We start from the raw sequence: 15533 nt of genomic DNA on the forward strand, positions 1-15533 counted from the left end.
CGTTGTGTTGCAACCGTATCACGGCGCGGAGGTGGGCATTGACCAGCGGTTGATCAGCGGCTGATCAGCCGCTGGGGCTGCCGCTGGGACTCGGACTGCCACTAGGACTCGGACTGCCACTGGGCTTGGCGCTGCTGCCGGTGCCCTTGCCCGCCGCGGACTGCGCGTCCTCGGCACGCTTGAGCGCGTCCTCCAGGTCCTTCTGCGCCCGGCCGTACGCCTCCCAGTCGCCCTTCTTCAGGGCCTCCTGGCCGGCCTCGAAGGCCTTCTGGGCGTCGTCCAGCGCCTGTTGGACCGTCGGGTTGGCGGAGGTCGGCGGCGGCTTGGTGGTCCCGCCGTCGTCGCCCGGTGGCTCGGTGGTCGAACTGCTCGCTCCGAACACCTTGTTCAGGGCCTCGTCCAGGGTGTCCTCGAAGGCGGTGTTGCCTCCGTAGGTCACCAACACCTTGCGCAGCAGCGGGTACTTGAGTCCGCCACCGCGTACGTAGACCGGCTCCACGTAGAGCAGTCCGCCGTCGAGGGGCACCGTCAGGAGGTTGCCGTACTCCACATTGGAGTCACCCCTGTTGAGGAGGCTGATGGTCTCGGCGATGTCCTGTTCGGAGTTGAACTGGCTCTGTACCTGTTTGGGGCCGTTGACCGTGGTGTTGGTCGGCAGCTTCAGGATTCTGATCTTGCCGTAGTCGCTGGTCCCCGCCTCGGCGTCGACCGACATGAACGCACTCAGGTTGTCCCGGCCGTTGGGCGTGAACGTCGTCGTGAGCGAGAACGCCTGCGCCTTCTGGTCGGGCATCTTCATGCTCAGGTAGTACGGCGGCACCGCGTCGCCCGACTTGTTGGTCGGGTCGTCCGGCACCTGCCACACCTCGCTGCCGCTGAGGAAGGTGTCCGCGTCCTCGACGTGGTAGCGCGCCAGCAGCTCACGCTGGACCTTGAACAGGTCCTGCGGGTACCGCAGATGGGCCATCAGGTCGGTGGAGATGTCCTTCTTGGACTCCACCGTGCCCGGGAACGCCTTCATCCAGGTCTTGAGGACCGGGTCCTTGGTGTCCCACTGGTAGAGCTTGACCTCGCCGGTGTACGCGTCGACGGTCGCCTTCACCGAGTTGCGGATGTAGTTGACCTGGTTCTGCTGGGCCACCACCGCGCGCTGGTTGTTCGTCGCCGTCAGCGAGTCGGCCGTGGTGTCACCGAGGGTCGTGCGCGAGGAGTACGGGTAGCCGTTGGTCGTCGTGTACGCGTCGACGATCCACTGGATCTTGCCGTTGACCACCGCCGGGTAGGCGTCGCCGTCGATGGTCAGCCAGGGGGCGACCGCCTCGACGCGCTGCTTGGGCGTGCGGTTGTACAGGATCCGCGAGCCCTCGCCGATCGCTCCGGAGTAGAGGATCTGCGGCTCGCTGAACGCCACCGCGTACGCGGCCCGGTTGACCGGGTTGGAGAGGTTGACCCCGCTCTTGGCCTTGTAGCTGTAGGTCTTCTCCCCGGAGTCGTCGGAGTAGTCGATCTCCTTCTGGGGACCGCCGACGATCGAGTACTCGGTGGTCTTCTCGCCGTAGTAGACGCGCTGCTGGTACGTACCCAGGTCGCCCTGGGAGGGCAGGTTGGACTCGGTGAAGACCGGGCGGCCCTCGGCGTCGGCCTCGGTGCCCTTGGCGGCGACCACGCCGTAGCCGTGGGTGTAGCGGAAGTGGTCGTTGATCCAGTTGTTCTTCGGGATGCCCGCGAGGTTCAGCTCGCGCAGCCCGATCACCGTGTCCTGGTCCTTGCCGTCCTTGCTGTAGCGGTCGACGTCCAGGTTGGTCGGGAAGGCGTAGTAGTTGCGCATCTGCTGGAGCTGCTGGAACGTCGGCGAGACGACGTTGGGGTCCACGACCCGGATGCTCGCCGTGGCGTCGACGTCGTCGCGCAGCTTGGTCTTGTCCGTGGTGGTCGACTTGCCGTCGTACTCCTGCACGGAGGCGTCGTCGATGCCGTATGCCTCACGCGTCGCCTTGAGGTTCTTCTCGACGTACGGCGCTTCCTTGGCCTGCTCGTTCGGCTGGACCTGGAACTTCTGGACGATCGCCGGGTAGAGGCCGCCGATGAGGATCGCCGAGAGCACCATCAGGCCGAAGCCGATCACGGGCAGCTGCCAGGTGCGCCGCCACAGGGTGGCGAAGAACAACAGGGCGCAGATGACCGCGATGCAGAACAGGATGGTCTTGGCCGGCAGATAGGCGTTGGCGTCGACGTACCTGAGGCCCGTCCAGCTGTCCGTCGCCTTGAAGTCGCTGGACTTGACCGCGAGGCCGTACCGGTCGAGCCAGTAGGCGACCGCCTTGAGGGTGACGAAGACACCGAGCAGCACCGACAGGTGGCCGGTCGCGGCCGCCGTGGCCCGCGCGCCCGGGGAGGTGATCCGCAGGCCGCCGTACAGGTAATGGGTGAGCGCGGCGGCGATCAGCGAGAGGATCGCGGCGGCGAAGCCGAAGCCGAGCAGGAACCGGTACCAGGGCAGGTCGAAGGTGTAGAAGGAGATGTCGAGGTGGAACTGCGGGTCCTTCTCACCGAAGGAGACGCCGTTGACCCACATCAGCCAGGTCCGCCACTGGCTGGAGGCGGAGGCGCCGGCGATCAGCCCCACCAGGGAGACGATCCCGAGCAGCAGCCACTTCTTGTACGGCGCGATGCCCATCCGGTAGCGGTCGAGGTTCTGCTGCTCCATCGACATGGCGCTCAGCGGCGGGCGCAGCCGGTGGGCCAGCCAGATGTTGAGACCGACCGCGAGTGCCATCAGCAGACCGAAGACGAAGAACAGCCCGATCTTGGTCCACAGGGTGGTGGTGAACACGGACGAGTAGTTCACCGAGCGGTACCAGAGCCAGTCCGTCCAGAAGCCCGCGAACATGGTGAACGCCATGCCGATAACGGCAAGGACGCCCAGCGTCATGAGCAGGGTCCGGGCGCGCCGGGACGGGCGGCCCACTCTCATCCGCGGCCCCGTCGGGCCTCCGCCGCGGTCCGGCATCTGGAAAGCCAAGGTGCGCACCTCGAAAATCGCTGTCGATCCGTCAGGCCCTCGTGTTCGCGGGCCCTGGGTGGCCCCCCGTGATCGCGGGCCCACACCTATGCAACTTACTCACCGTTTACTCGGTTCCCGATTCAGGTGACGAACGAGGCAGGATTGTGACCATGTCCAACACCCCCATGGCGGCGAGCCCGCTCACCCGGGCCGTACTCGAGATCGACGAGTACGCCTCCGGCCTCGGCTGGGACCAGCCCGCCCGTCTCTTCGCCCTCGTCGACACCGCCCGGCTGCGCGCCCAGGAACCCGCTCTCGCGAGCCAGCTCGGCCCGGAGGGCGAACAGGCGTCCTCGGGCTTCACCCCCATCGAGCAGGACGAGATTCCCGCGGGCAAGCCGCTCGACGAGTTCCTCGGCACCATCGCCTGGCCCGACGCGGTCGTCGGCTGCGCGCTCACCGTGGAGCGCCTGATGCTGCCGCCGTCCGCCGAGGCGTCCGTCCCGCAGGGGCTGAGCGAGGCCGGGCTGGCGAAGTGGGTCGCCGAGCACCCGGACCGCCAGGAGGTCCGCATGACGGTGGCGGTCCTGCGCGACGGCACCCGTGACTCGGCCCTGCGGCTGCGCGAGAAGGACTCCCCCACGGAGGTCCTCACGGGCGGTGACCTGGTGCCGGGCCTGGCGGAGGCGCTGTCGGCGACGTTCGAGGAGTAGCGCGCCCGGCTAGGGCTGCCCTAGCCCTTCGTGCACTTCGGCAGGTCGGACGTGCTGCCCTCGCGGATGTCCTTGAGCGCGCCGAGGGCGTCCTCGATGGTGTTCACCTTGACGAGGGTGAGCCCGCCCGGGGTGTCCTTGGCGGCGGCCGCGCAGTTGTCGGCGGGCGTCAGGAAGTACTGGGCGCCCTTGTCGCGCGCGCCGACGGTCTTCATCTCGATGCCGCCGATCGGGCCGACCTTGCCCTCGTCGTCGATCGTCCCGGTGCCGGCGACGAACTTGCCGCCGGTCAGGCTGCCCGGAGTGAGCTTGTCGTAGATGCCGAGCGCGAACATCAGACCGGCGCTCGGGCCGCCGACGTCGGCGAGCTTGATGTCGATGGTGAACGGGAAGGTGTGGTCGGTCCCGGCCGCGATCCCGACGATGGCGCGCTTCTCGCCCTGGTCGTCGGACGCCCTGGTGGTGATGGTGACCTTCTCGGTCTTCGTGGCCGCCCTGCGCGCCTTCTCGGCGGCGGCCTGCTCCTTCGCCGGCACGATCGTGAAGACGACGTCCTCGCCGGGCTTGTGCTTGGTCACCAGCTTGGCGACGTCGCCCGGCGCCTTGACCGGGGTGCCGTCGACGGCCTTGATCACGTCACCGGCGTGGAGCCTGCCCTCGGCCGGGGAGTCCTTGACGACGGTCGAGACGATGACCCAGGACTGCACCGGGACGTCCAGCTCCTTCAGGGCGGCGACCTTGGCGCTCTCCTGGGACTGGCTGAACTCCTCGGCGTTCTCCTGGGTCGACTGCTCCTCGGTCTTGCCGTCCGGGTAGAGAGTGTCGTGCGGAACGACCTTGTTGTCGTGCGCGAGCCAGCCGTACACGGCCTCGACGAGGTTCATCTTGTAGTCGGCGCTGGTGACCCGGACGGTGGTCATGTTCAGGTGACCGCTCGTCGGATACGTCTTGCGACCGGAGATCTGCAGCACCGGCTCGCCGCCGTGGTCCCCGAGGGTGTTCACCGTGGGGCCCGGTGACATCTCGGCGTAGGGCACTTTGATGAAGACGCCCGCGCAGAGAAGCGCGATCAGCATCAGGGTGGAGGCGAGCATCGTCGCGGTGCGGCGTGGCATGGCACGACAGTACGGGACGCGCCTGTCAGACCTTCGTCAGGGCGCCACCACGCCTCGGGGTCAGGTGCCGGAGTGCGACTTCTCCATGGCGGCGCGGAAACGGGCGTACCCGTCGAGCTCGGGGCCGTCGCTGCGCACCTTGCGGGTCCGGTTGGCCCAGCTGCCCCACAGTCCCGCGGCGACCGCGGCCAACAACGGAATCAACAACCAGACGAGCGCCCCCATGCCGACCTCCCGACCCCACGCTGACCGACCGCGGAAAAACTGACTGATCAGCAGATTAACCCGCCGCACCGACAACGCTCGCGCCAGGGGTGCGGTTACGCGACCGGAGGGGTGAAGGAAGGGTTCAGCAGGCGCCGACCCATTCCTCCGTGCCGTCGGAGAACGTCTGGTGCTTCCAGATGGGCACCTCGTGCTTGAGGTCGTCGATCAGCTTCCGGCATGCCTCGAAGGCCTCGCCCCGGTGCGGGCAGGAGACGGCCACGACGACGGCGAGGTCCCCGACCCCGAGATCCCCGACCCGGTGCACGGCCGCGAGGGCCCGCACCGGGAACTCGGCGACGACCTTCTCGGCGACCCTTCGCATCTCGGCCTCGGCACTGGGGTGGCACGAGTAGCCGAGCTTTTCGACGTCGGCGCCCCCGTCGTGGTTCCTGACGGTCCCGACGAACAGGGCGGTCCCCCCGGCCGCGTCGTCCCCGACCGCGCGGAAGACCTCGTCGAGGGAGAGGGGGGTCTCGCGGACACCGATGAGCTTGATCGGCTCGTCGGCGCTCTGCTCACCGGGGTGGTCGAAGGTAGCTGCCATGCGTCCATCGTGCCGCACGTCCTGGGCAACGGGGAATGAAGCATTTACCCGGCACACACGCGTGCGGCGTTGGAGACTCGTACAGGTGGCCCCCCAGGGGCGCGGGGAACTGCGCGACAAGCCACGACGCTCCCGCAACCGCCCGACCACCCCGCGCCGCTCTTCATGAAGCGCTCAGATCCGCCGCCGAGCCTTCCGGGCCCGCCGTACGACAGCCGCCGCACCCAGCAGCGCCACCGTCGCCCCGGCCGCACCCGCCGCCGTCGCGTCCTTGCGGCCCAGTCGGCGTCCGGCCACCGTGTGCCGCCCGGCGACCTCCTCCAGGAGTTCGGCGAGCACCTCCTCGTTGGTCCACCGCGGCCGCCACCCGGCGTCGTGCAGCCGGCTCCCGCTCACCACCCACGGATACATCGTGTACGCCAGATCGCCCGCTGGGGACGGCGTCAGCCCGATCCGGTGCAGCCGGGCCGCCGCTCCCAGCGCGACCGCCGACGGCAGCTCCATCCGGCGGATCCCGCTGAGCTCCTCGATCTCCTCCTGCTCCAGCCAGCCGTCGCACCCGACGGCGAGCTCTCCGTCGACCTTCTCCAGGACGGCGTGCTCCAGGGCGCTGCACAGGTCCTCGACATGGCAGAACTGCCAGGCGGGCCGGGACCCGGCCACGACCAGCAGGCGCGGCGACTCGAAGTACCGGGTCAGGGCGGTGTCGGTACCGCCTCCCACCAGCACGGCGGGGCGCACGACGGTGACGTTGAGCCCGGGGTGCGCCCGGGGTGCGCGCCGCGCGAGCCGTTCGATCTCCAGGAGGTCGCCGACTCCGGTCGCCTCCGCGGTGGCCCGCAGCTCGGCGTCCTCCGACAGGGGCAGTTCGTTGTCCGGAAGCGCCCCGTAGACCATCGCGGAGGTGCACAGCACCACCCGGTGGACGCCCGCGGCGGCCGCGGCGGTCAGCACGGTCTGCGTCCCGCGCACGTTGTACGCCGTACGCGCCGCGGGGTCGGTCTCCAGGTCCAGGTCGAGCGCCAGATGGACCACGACATCGGCCCCGCGCAGCTTCTCCGCGATGGCCGGATCCCGTACGTCCAGGATGTGCCACTGCGCGGCGGCGCACTCACCGCGCCGCTCGTCGAGCGCGATGACCTGCTTGATCTCCTCCGAGGCGGCGAGCCGCTCGGTGAGCATCGCGCCGACGCCGGACGCGGCGCCGGTCACCGCGACGACTGGCCCGCGCGCGGCGGGATTGGTTGACTGGTTTCGCGCTGCGCGAACCTGCGGATCAGGGGAACTCACCGGGCGTCTCCAGCGGTTGTCTTCAGTAGGAACGCGAGTGACGCGTACGTACCAGGTGGCATCCATCCTGCCGCAGGCGGAGAGTCGGCGGAGCACCGAGGCCCTGACGGCCGTCGGTGTCTACGCTGGGGGTGTTATCGGGCAGCCGCGCCGCCGGAGGCAACCGGCGGCCTTACCAGCCGAGGAATCCCGTGAGTGACACCCCATTCGGATTCGGCCTTCCGCCGGAGGAGCCGGACGACGGCGACGAGGGCAAGAAGAAGGACCAGGAGAGCGGTGGTGGTCAGGGACCGGCCAACCCGTTCGGCTTCGGCGGTCTGCCCGGAGCCGGAGGCTTTGGCGGCCCCGGTGCGGACAATCCGCTCGCAGCCATGTTCGGTTCGTTGAACCCCACCGACCTGGGCGCCGCCTTCCAGCAGCTGGGCCAGATGCTCTCGTACGAGGGCGGCCCGGTGAACTGGGACATGGCCAAGCAGATCGCCCGCCAGACGGTGTCCCAGGGCACCGCGGACGGCACCAAGGACGCGAGCATCGGTCCCGCCGAGCGCAGCGCGGTCGAGGAGGCCGTACGCCTGGCTGACCTGTGGCTCGACGACGCGACGTCGCTGCCGTCGGGGGCGGGCTCCGCGGTGGCGTGGTCCCGCGCGGAGTGGGTCGAGGCGACCCTGCCCGCGTGGAAGGAGCTCGTCGACCCGGTCGCCGAGCGGGTCGGCACCGCCATGGGCGACGTGCTGCCGGAGGAGATGCAGGCCATGGCCGGCCCGCTGATCGGCATGATGCGCTCGATGGGCGGCGCCATGTTCGGCACCCAGATCGGGCAGGCCGTCGGTGTGCTCGCGGGCGAGGTCGTCGGCTCCACCGACATCGGCCTGCCGCTGGGCCCGGCCGGCAAGGCCGCGCTGCTCCCGGCGAACATCGAGGCCTTCGGCAAGGACCTGGGTGTGCCGGGGGACGAGGTGCGGCTGTACCTCGCCCTGCGCGAGGCCGCCCACCAGCGCCTCTTCGCTCACGTGCCGTGGCTGCGCTCGCACCTGTACGGCGCGGTCGACGGGTACGCGCGCGGGATCAAGGTCGACACCGCCAAGCTGGAGGACGTGGTCGGCCAGTTCGACCCGCAGAACCCCGAGCAGCTGCAGGACGCCCTCCAGCAGGGCATGTTCCAGCCGGAGGACACCCCGGAGCAGAAGGCGGCCCTGGCCCGTCTGGAGACGGCTCTGGCGCTCGTGGAGGGCTGGGTGGACGCGGTGGTCCACGCGGCCGCGAAGCCGCGGCTGTCGTCCGCCGACGCGCTGCGCGAGACCCTGCGCCGCCGGCGCGCCTCGGGCGGCCCGGCCGAGCAGACCTTCGCCACGCTGATCGGCCTGGAGCTGCGCCCGCGCCGCCTGCGGGACGCCTCCCGTCTGTGGGCCTCGCTCACCGACGCGCGCGGTGTCGACGGCCGCGACGGCCTGTGGGCCCACCCGGACATGCTGCCGACCGCGTCCGACCTGGACGACCCGGACGGTTTCGTGCACCGCGAGCAGCTCGACTTCTCCGAGCTGGACAAGATGCTCGGCGAGGCGGCGGACGGCAAGCCGGACCTGAGGAAGAAGGACGACTCCGGCGAGGGTGACGGCGCGGAGTGAGCCTGCACGACGACGCGATCCTGGTCCTGAAGGGCTACGAGGGTCAGGAGGAGCTGCGCCAGGCGTACCTGGACCACTTGGCGGCCCACCCGGACGGCGTGTGGAAGGCCTGTCACGCGGGGCACGTCACGGCGAGCGCCCTGGTGATCGACCCGTCCCGCGGACAGGTCCTGCTCACCCTCCACAAGAAATTGCGGATGTGGCTCCAGATGGGCGGCCACTGCGAGCCCCAGGACGCCTCCCTGGCGGCGGCGGCCCTGCGTGAGGCCACGGAGGAGTCGGGCGTGCCGGGACTGACCCTGCTGCCGGGCGGCCCGGTCCGCCTGGACCGGCACCCGATCCCGGCACCCTGCCACTGGCACTTCGACGTCCAGTACGCGGCCCTGGCCCCGCCCGGCGCCGTGGAGAGGATCAGCGAGGAGTCACTGGACGTCCGGTGGTTCGCCTACGGCGAGGTGGCGGAGGTCGCCGACGAGTCCGTCGTACGACTGCTGGAAGCGACGCGCGCGCGGATGTGAGCTTGTTCTCCGCCAGTTGTAAGGGGCGCCCGGCATTGCCGGGCGCCCCTTACAACTGACCTTCGCGGGGTCTAGCTGTTGCTGCCTCCGAGGGAGTTGCCGCGCATGCCGAACTGGCCGAGCACTCCGCCGTTGCGCATGCCCTGCGGCGGCAGGAGCTCGCTCGGCTGGACCAGGACGTGGCCGGTGCCGCCGAAGTGCATCTCCCAGCCCTCACCCGTGGTGCCGCGGCGGCGCCACACTCCGGAGGTGGAGGTGGGCGCCTGGAGCTGGGTGCGCAGGGACGTGGACCAGGCGATGACGGCGTCGGAGTCGACGCAGACGTTCTTCTCCGGGCTCACCTCCAGGACCAGCGGCTCGCCCGAGGTCATCAGCACGACCTGGCCCGAGCCGGACAGCTCCAGGTTGTAGGCGCCCGCGGCGGCCACCTCGACGGCGCTGTCCACGGCGACGATGCCGACGCCGAGGGAGCCGTCGAAGGCCAGGACGTAGGAGCTGTCGACCGTGATGCCGCTGCCGACCTCCATGATGTGCAGGTGCTGGGCGAGGTTCGCCAGGTAGACGATGCCGTTGCCCTTGCAGCGCATGAGTTCCAGGCGCTCACCGGTCATCCGCTCGGCGTTGCGCCAGCTGCGGTTGCGGTACTGGCTGTCGAACTCGATCTGCCCCTCGAAGGCCACCATGGCGCCCTGCCGGGCGAGCACGGGGCTGCTGCCCTGGGTGACGTCGGTCTTCAGGAGCTGCGGGTTCTGCAGGGTGTAGCGCCCGGTCGACTCGACCGGGACGTGTGCGAAGAGTGTGCTGTGCATGGTGCCTGGTGCTCCCCTCAGCCCCGGATCTTGAATCGGTCGCCGGTGTCCTCGCTCGGCTGGACGACCACGAAGCCCTGCCCCTTGAAGCCGATCTGGAAGGCCTCGCCGCTACCGCGGCCGATGAGGGCGCTCGCCTTGATCGTGCGGCGGGCCTTCATCTCCAGACCGGTGGTCCAGGCGACGAGCGCGTCCGGGTCGACGTACGTCTCGCGTTCGGCGCAGTCCAGGGCCATCGGGATGCCCCGGCTGACCAGCGCGACCCAGCCGGTGCCCTTGATGACGAGGTTGGTCAGGCCGGAGCCGGACAGCTTCGCGAGCCCCTTGACCGGCTCGATGGCGAGGTCCAGCGAGGCATCGCAGGCCAGCAGGGTGGCACCGTTGACCGACAGGGCCTCGCCGTTCAGGTGCATGACGAGGATGTCGCCGCCGTAGTCGGCGAGGTACAGGTCACCGTCACCGCGCGCCAGCATCAGCCGGCCGCCTTCGCCGGTGACCATCTCCTCCGCCGAGCGGCGCAGGCTCGCGGGTGCCGCGTCGAACTGCACATAGCCGTCGTAGGCGATCATCGAGCCGGCCTTGGCGATCAGGTCCTGCCCGGTGACCATGGTGACCTTGAGCGTCTTGGAGCTGTGCACACTCATGCGGACGCCGGTCGCGGCGGCGCGGTGCGCACTCAGAGTCTGGGAGTCCATGGCCTCACACCTCGAAGGGCTGTACGACGACGAAGTTGCCGGGAGCGCCGCGGAACTGCAGGTTCACGGCCTCGGTGGTCTGCCGGGCGTACCCGGAGCGGCGCAGCCTGAGCGAGGTCGTGGTGACCGCCTGCGCACCGGCGGACCAGGCGATGACGGCGTTGCCGTCGACGTAGGTGGCCGCGCCGACGGGCAACACGACGGGCACCCCGCGCGTCTTGACGACGACCGCTCCCGTGCCGGAGAAGAGCATGCTGAAGAAGCCTCCGCCGGGCAGCCCCGCGCCCTCGATGCGGCGGACCTCGGTCTCCAGGGTCTCGTCGAAAGCCAGCACGCCCTGGGCGCTGGTGTAGATCTGCTCGCCCTGGAGGCGGATGACGAAGACCCGGCTGGCCTCGTCGGCGAGGAACACCTCGCCGTTGCCGGTGCAGCGCATCAGGGACATCCCCTGGCCGGTGAGGGCGCCGGTGAGCTTGCCGAGCAGGCCCGAGCCCTTGTGGGCGAAGTCGATGTCGCCCTGGTAGGCGACCATGCTGCCCTGCTTGGCGAGGATGGGCGCGTCCTTGGTGAGGGTGGCCCGCACCAGGTTGGCGTTCTGCTCGGTCCAGCGGTCGCCGACGGGGGCTTCCGCGTACTTCGTCAGGACGACCCGGACGTTGGCCTCCGGCGGCACGGGGGCGAGCTGGGTGCCGCCGCCGAAGGGCTGTGCCTGGCCGGGGAAGGCGCCGGGAGCACCGGGAGGCGCGAACTGCCCGGCGACAGCGCCCGGCGGCGAGAACTGACCCGCGGGGGCGCCGGGAGGCGCGTACTGACCCGCCGGCGGCGCTCCGGGAGGCGTGAAGGTCTGACCCGGAGGAGTGAACGTCGGCGGACTCGCCGGCGCGGCGGGCGGCGTGGTCCCGGCCATCGTCGGAGCGGTGTGGACGGACGGGGCGGCCGCGGGGGCCTGCGGCGCGCCGAACGAAGGGGCCGGTGCGGGCGCGGCCTGCGGGGGCGGCGCAAAGGCCGGTGCCGGGGACTGGGCCGGGACCGCGGGCTGCTGGGGAGCGGACGCGGGCTCCTCCTCGGCGACCTCGCCGCCGAAGTTCTTCAGCAGCGCGTCCAGGCCGCCGTCGAAGCCCTGGCCGACCGCGGCGAACCGCCAGACGTCCTTCAGATACAGGTCGCCCACCATCACGGCACGCTCGGTGGAGAACTCGCTGCCGTCGAACGGGTAGCGGGCCACCTCCTCGCCGCCCGCGACGATCCTGAGGTAGCCGGGGGCGATCTGCGACATCTGGCCGGCGCCGTCGATCGTGGCCGTGAAGGACAGCTTCTGGATCTGCGGCGGAATCCGGTCGAGCGTGACCCGGAACGACTCCGTGTCGCCCGACTGCGCGCCCAGCAGCTGGATGGAGTCCTCGGGGGACTTCGGCTGGTTGAAGAAGATGAAGTAGCGGTCGTCCGAGAGCTGTTCGTCGGCGTCGAGGCCGAAGCAGCTGATGTCGAAGGTCAGTCCGGGGCCGGAGATCTGTACGCCCACGTACAGGTCCGTGCCCGCGGTCAGGTCACTGATCTTGGCCTTGTGGCCGCGTTGGAATTCCCTGGCCATGCGTAACGACCTTCCCCCATCCCGAATGCGAGTGCGTCGCGACAGGCTAACGGCAAACTCGGACACCGGTGGAGGTCGGTACAGATCCGGTACAAAAACCCGTTCGAGTGGGCGGTCACTCTCCGGGGACGTCCGAGAGGTGCGGCAACCGGTCCGCGGCCACCACGCCTTCCAGATAGCCCTTGGCCCGCTCGGTGCGCGGATACGCCTCCAGCAGCCGCCAGAAACGGGGCCCGTGTCCGGGCACGAGCAGATGCGCGAGCTCGTGCAGCAGGACGTAGTCGACGACGTACTCCGGCATGCCCTGGAGCCGGTGCGAGAGCCGGATGCTGCCCTCGGACGGGGTGCACGAACCCCAGCGGGTGTTCTGGTTGGTGACCCAGCGCACCGAGGCGGGCCGTGCCCGGCCCTCGAAGTACTGGGCCGACAGGCGCCGGGCACGCTCGGAGAGCTCGGTGTCGCCGAGGACCCGTTTGCTCTCCTGGGCGGCCAGCTTGTCGAGCATGACGCTCACCCAGCGCTGCTCCTCCGCCTCGGACATGCGGGCAGGGATGAGCACGACGGTGCGATCGCCCTCGCGGTACGCGGAGACCGTCCGTCGGCGACGGCTGCTCCTGCGGACCTCGATCGCGCTCGCCCCCGAGCCGCTCGGCGGCAGGCTCGTCGTGCTGCGCTGTGTCGTTCCGGCGCTGTGCAGTGGGTCGGCGGGCACGCCTCGACGTTACCCGCTGCACACGGGGGAAGTCCCGACTCCGGGACGGTTCGGCTCCCGATCGCCCGCCATGCGTCCGATTTGTACGACGAATAGCCCTCACCTGTGGACAACTTTCGGCACCCTCCCTCCGGGTCGGGGCATGCTGGCATCGCCGCCACGGCCGCGACCGACGGTCGCCCGGGCCACGGCGGCGGACGGGGACGTTCTACGAGGGCTACGGGGGCCTGTCATGCAAGCAGTGGTTCCACCGGTGCACACCATGATTCCGCGGATGAAGCCCGCCTTCCGGCGCGGCTGGCGCGACCTCAACACCGTGCAGTTCGGGATGACCCCGGCGCACGCGCTGACACTGGGCCCGGTCGACACGGCGACGGGCAGCTTCCTCGACCTGCTCAACGGCACGCGCGGTCTCCCGCTGCTGCGGGAGGAGGCCCGCCGTATGGATCTGCCCGACGGCCATGTCGACACGCTGGTGGGACGGCTGGCGCGGGCCGGGCTGGTCGACGACGCGAGGGGCGGCGGGCCGGCCGCGGAGGCGCTGCGGGAGGACAAAGAGGTTCTCGACCGGCTGGCACCCGACCTGGCGTCCCTCTCGCTGACCACCTCGGAGCCGGGTGACGCGATGAGACTCCTGGCGGCCCGCCGCTCACTGCGCGTGCAGGTCAGGGGGGCCGGCCGGGTGGGCGTGGTGCTGGCAGCGCTGCTCTCGGGAGCCGGTGTCGGAGAGGTCGACGTGCGGGACGGCGGCCGGGTCGAGCCGGGGGACGTCGCCCCGGGCGGGCTGCCCGCCGCCTCCGTCGGCAACCGCAGGGATCTCGCGGCGCGCCGGGCGGTGTCCGCGGCGGCTCCGGGACGCGCGCCGCGCCAGGGTTCCCGGGCCTCGGTGGAGGCGGACGACCCGGGGTACTCGCTGGTCGTGCTCGCCCCACGGGACGACGTCGACGTCCACGCGCCCGCCCCGGCCACCGGCGAGCCCTTCGTCCGGACCGGCACCCCTCATCTGTACGCCGGTGTGGTCGAGGCGACGGGAGTGGTCGGCCCCCTCGTCCTGCCGGGCGAGACGGGCTGCGCGGGCTGTCTGCACGAGACACGGTCCGATCGCGATCGGACCTGGCCCCGGCTGGTGGCCCAGTGGCGCTCGGGCAGCAGAAGGCTTCCGGCCCGCCCCTGCGACCTGGCCCTTGCCATGACGGTCGCCGGCCTCGCGGCCGCGCACGCGCTCGCCTTCCTGGACGGCCGGGTCCCCTCCAGCGTGGGCGCCCGCTGGGAGGTGTCGCTGCCCGGTCTGACCTGGCACGCGCGCCCGGTCCGGCCGCATCCCGCATGTCCGTGCGGGGCCGCGGAGAAAGGTAAGGGAGAACACACCTCCAAGGAGGAGGCTGCGCACGAGACAATGGCAGAGCATCGGTCGTCGGAGGAGCTGTGCCGCAGGGCAAGGGCGCCACGGCCGGCTGGGACCTGGAGGGCGCATGTCTGATCTTCCCCGGAAGGCGGTCACCCGGACCGCCAAACTCGCCGCGCTCCCGCTCGGCTTCGCCGGGCGGGCCACCTGGGGACTCGGCAAGCGGATCGTGGGCGAGTCCGCGGAGATCGTCGGCCGCGAGCTGCAGCAGCGCACCGCGGACCAGCTCTTCAAGGTGCTCGGGGAGCTCAAGGGCGGGGCCATGAAGTTCGGCCAGGCCCTGTCCGTCTTCGAGTCGGCGCTCCCGGAGGAGGTCGCGGGCCCCTACCGCGCCGCCCTGACCAAGCTCCAGGAGGCGGCGCCACCGATGCCGACCCGCACCGTGCACTCGGTGCTAGACGAGCGGCTGGGCAAGGACTGGCGGGAGCTGTTCGCCGAGTTCGACGACAAGCCGGCCGCGGCGGCGTCGATCGGCCAGGTGCACCGGGCCGTGTGGCACGACGGGCGCGAGGTGGCGGTCAAGGTCCAGTACCCGGGGGCCGGCGAGGCCCTGCTGTCCGACCTGAACCAACTGGGCCGCTTCGCCCGCCTGCTGGGGCCCCTGGTCCCCGGTATCGACATCAAGCCTCTCATCGCCGAGCTGCGCGACCGGGTCTCGGAGGAGCTCGACTACGGCCTGGAGGCGCAGGCCCAGCAGACCCACGCCGAGGAGTTCGCGGACGATCCGGACGTCGTGGTTCCGGCCGTGGTCCACCAGAGCGACCAGGTCCTGATCACCGAGTGGATCGACGGGGTCCCCCTGTCGGAGGTGATCTCCGACGGCACCCAGGAGCAGCGCGACCGCGCGGGGCAGCTCCTGGCCCGGTTCCTGTTCTCCGGTCCCGCCCGCACCGGACTGCTGCACGCCGACCCGCACCCGGGCAACTTCCGGCTGCTGCCCGGCGGCCCGGACGGCGAGGACGACTGGCGCCTGGGCGTGCTGGACTTCGGCACGGTCGACCGGCTGGTGGGCGGTCTGCCGGACACCATCGGCACCAGCCTGCGCATGACGCTGGACGGCGAGGCGGAGGCGGTCTACGAACTGCTCTGTATGGAGGGCTTCGTCAAGGAGTCCATAGAGCTGGACCCCGACGCCGTCCTCGACTACCTCCTGCCGATCATCGAACCGGCCGAGGTCGACGAGTTCACCTTCACCCGCGGCTGGATGCGCAGCCAGGCCGCCCGGATCGCCGACCCCCGCTCCCC

Annotated in this window: 14 protein-coding genes; 5 read left to right on the forward strand and 9 right to left on the reverse strand. The window is 70.6% G+C overall.

Features of this window, described 5'->3' with window-relative positions; all coding sequences use genetic code 11:
• Window positions 1-64: 64 nt before the first annotated feature.
• Window positions 65-3010: a UPF0182 family protein gene (locus EHS43_RS07805; RefSeq protein WP_125189807.1), complete on the reverse strand. Its 2946-nt coding sequence runs from the start codon at window positions 3008-3010 to the stop codon at window positions 65-67.
• A gap of 164 nt (window positions 3011-3174) precedes the next feature.
• Between EHS43_RS07805 and EHS43_RS07810 the strand changes: the two genes are divergently transcribed.
• Window positions 3175-3717: a PPA1309 family protein gene (locus tag EHS43_RS07810; protein ID WP_125189797.1), complete on the forward strand. Its 543-nt coding sequence runs from the start codon at window positions 3175-3177 to the stop codon at window positions 3715-3717.
• A gap of 20 nt (window positions 3718-3737) precedes the next feature.
• Here EHS43_RS07810 and EHS43_RS07815 read toward each other — a convergent pair whose 3' ends face one another.
• The 4 genes from EHS43_RS07815 to EHS43_RS07825 all read right to left on the reverse strand — a co-directional run bounded on the left by EHS43_RS07815 (window position 3738) and on the right by EHS43_RS07825 (window position 6933).
• Window positions 3738-4832, reverse strand: coding sequence for a PDZ domain-containing protein (locus EHS43_RS07815; RefSeq protein WP_125189798.1), 1095 nt, complete (start codon window positions 4830-4832; stop codon window positions 3738-3740).
• A gap of 60 nt (window positions 4833-4892) precedes the next feature.
• Window positions 4893-5057, reverse strand: a complete 165-nt coding sequence (locus EHS43_RS46280) for a hypothetical protein (RefSeq protein WP_185806150.1) — start codon at window positions 5055-5057, stop codon at window positions 4893-4895.
• 124 nt (window positions 5058-5181) lie between these two features.
• Entirely contained in the window at window positions 5182-5643 is a 462-nt protein-coding gene (locus EHS43_RS07820; protein WP_125189799.1) for a molybdenum cofactor biosynthesis protein MoaE, read from the reverse strand.
• A gap of 174 nt (window positions 5644-5817) precedes the next feature.
• A complete protein-coding gene (locus EHS43_RS07825; RefSeq protein WP_125189800.1) occupies window positions 5818-6933 on the reverse strand; it encodes an SDR family oxidoreductase in 1116 nt (371 codons plus the stop codon).
• A 191-nt stretch (window positions 6934-7124) separates the two neighbouring features.
• On the opposite strand from EHS43_RS07825, the gene EHS43_RS07830 reads away from it, so the two are divergent.
• Window positions 7125-8558, forward strand: a complete 1434-nt coding sequence (locus EHS43_RS07830) for a zinc-dependent metalloprotease (protein WP_125189801.1) — start codon at window positions 7125-7127, stop codon at window positions 8556-8558.
• Window positions 8555-9076, forward strand: coding sequence for an NUDIX hydrolase (locus EHS43_RS07835; RefSeq protein WP_125189802.1), 522 nt, complete (start codon window positions 8555-8557; stop codon window positions 9074-9076). The genes EHS43_RS07830 and EHS43_RS07835 overlap by 4 nt, the downstream gene beginning before the upstream one ends.
• Window positions 9077-9147: 71 nt before the next feature.
• On the opposite strand, the gene EHS43_RS07840 is transcribed toward EHS43_RS07835, so the two are convergent.
• The 4 genes from EHS43_RS07840 to EHS43_RS07855 form a co-directional block, all read right to left on the reverse strand.
• Entirely contained in the window at window positions 9148-9885 is a 738-nt protein-coding gene (locus EHS43_RS07840; RefSeq protein ID WP_125189803.1) for an AIM24 family protein, read from the reverse strand.
• Window positions 9886-9902: 17 nt separating this feature from the next.
• Entirely contained in the window at window positions 9903-10580 is a 678-nt protein-coding gene (locus EHS43_RS07845) for an AIM24 family protein (protein WP_125189804.1), read from the reverse strand.
• 4 nt (window positions 10581-10584) lie between these two features.
• Window positions 10585-12171 (reverse strand): TerD family protein, encoded by a 1587-nt coding sequence (locus EHS43_RS07850; protein WP_125189805.1) that lies wholly within the window; start codon window positions 12169-12171, stop codon window positions 10585-10587.
• 115 nt (window positions 12172-12286) lie between these two features.
• Window positions 12287-12883 (reverse strand): M48 family metallopeptidase, encoded by a 597-nt coding sequence (locus EHS43_RS07855; protein ID WP_125189806.1) that lies wholly within the window; start codon window positions 12881-12883, stop codon window positions 12287-12289.
• A gap of 262 nt (window positions 12884-13145) precedes the next feature.
• Here EHS43_RS07855 and EHS43_RS07860 point away from each other — a divergent pair, with 262 nt between their 5' ends.
• Together EHS43_RS07860 and EHS43_RS07865 are read left to right on the forward strand one after the other, a co-directional pair.
• Entirely contained in the window at window positions 13146-14363 is a 1218-nt protein-coding gene (locus tag EHS43_RS07860) for a TOMM precursor leader peptide-binding protein (RefSeq protein ID WP_125189808.1), read from the forward strand.
• The coding region (locus EHS43_RS07865) for an AarF/ABC1/UbiB kinase family protein (protein WP_148104024.1) at window positions 14356-15533 on the forward strand (1178 nt) is incomplete at its 3' end. The genes EHS43_RS07860 and EHS43_RS07865, both read left to right, overlap by 8 nt.

The sequence above is a fragment of the Streptomyces sp. RP5T genome, from assembly GCF_003933965.1.
Taxonomy (GTDB): domain Bacteria; phylum Actinomycetota; class Actinomycetes; order Streptomycetales; family Streptomycetaceae; genus Streptomyces.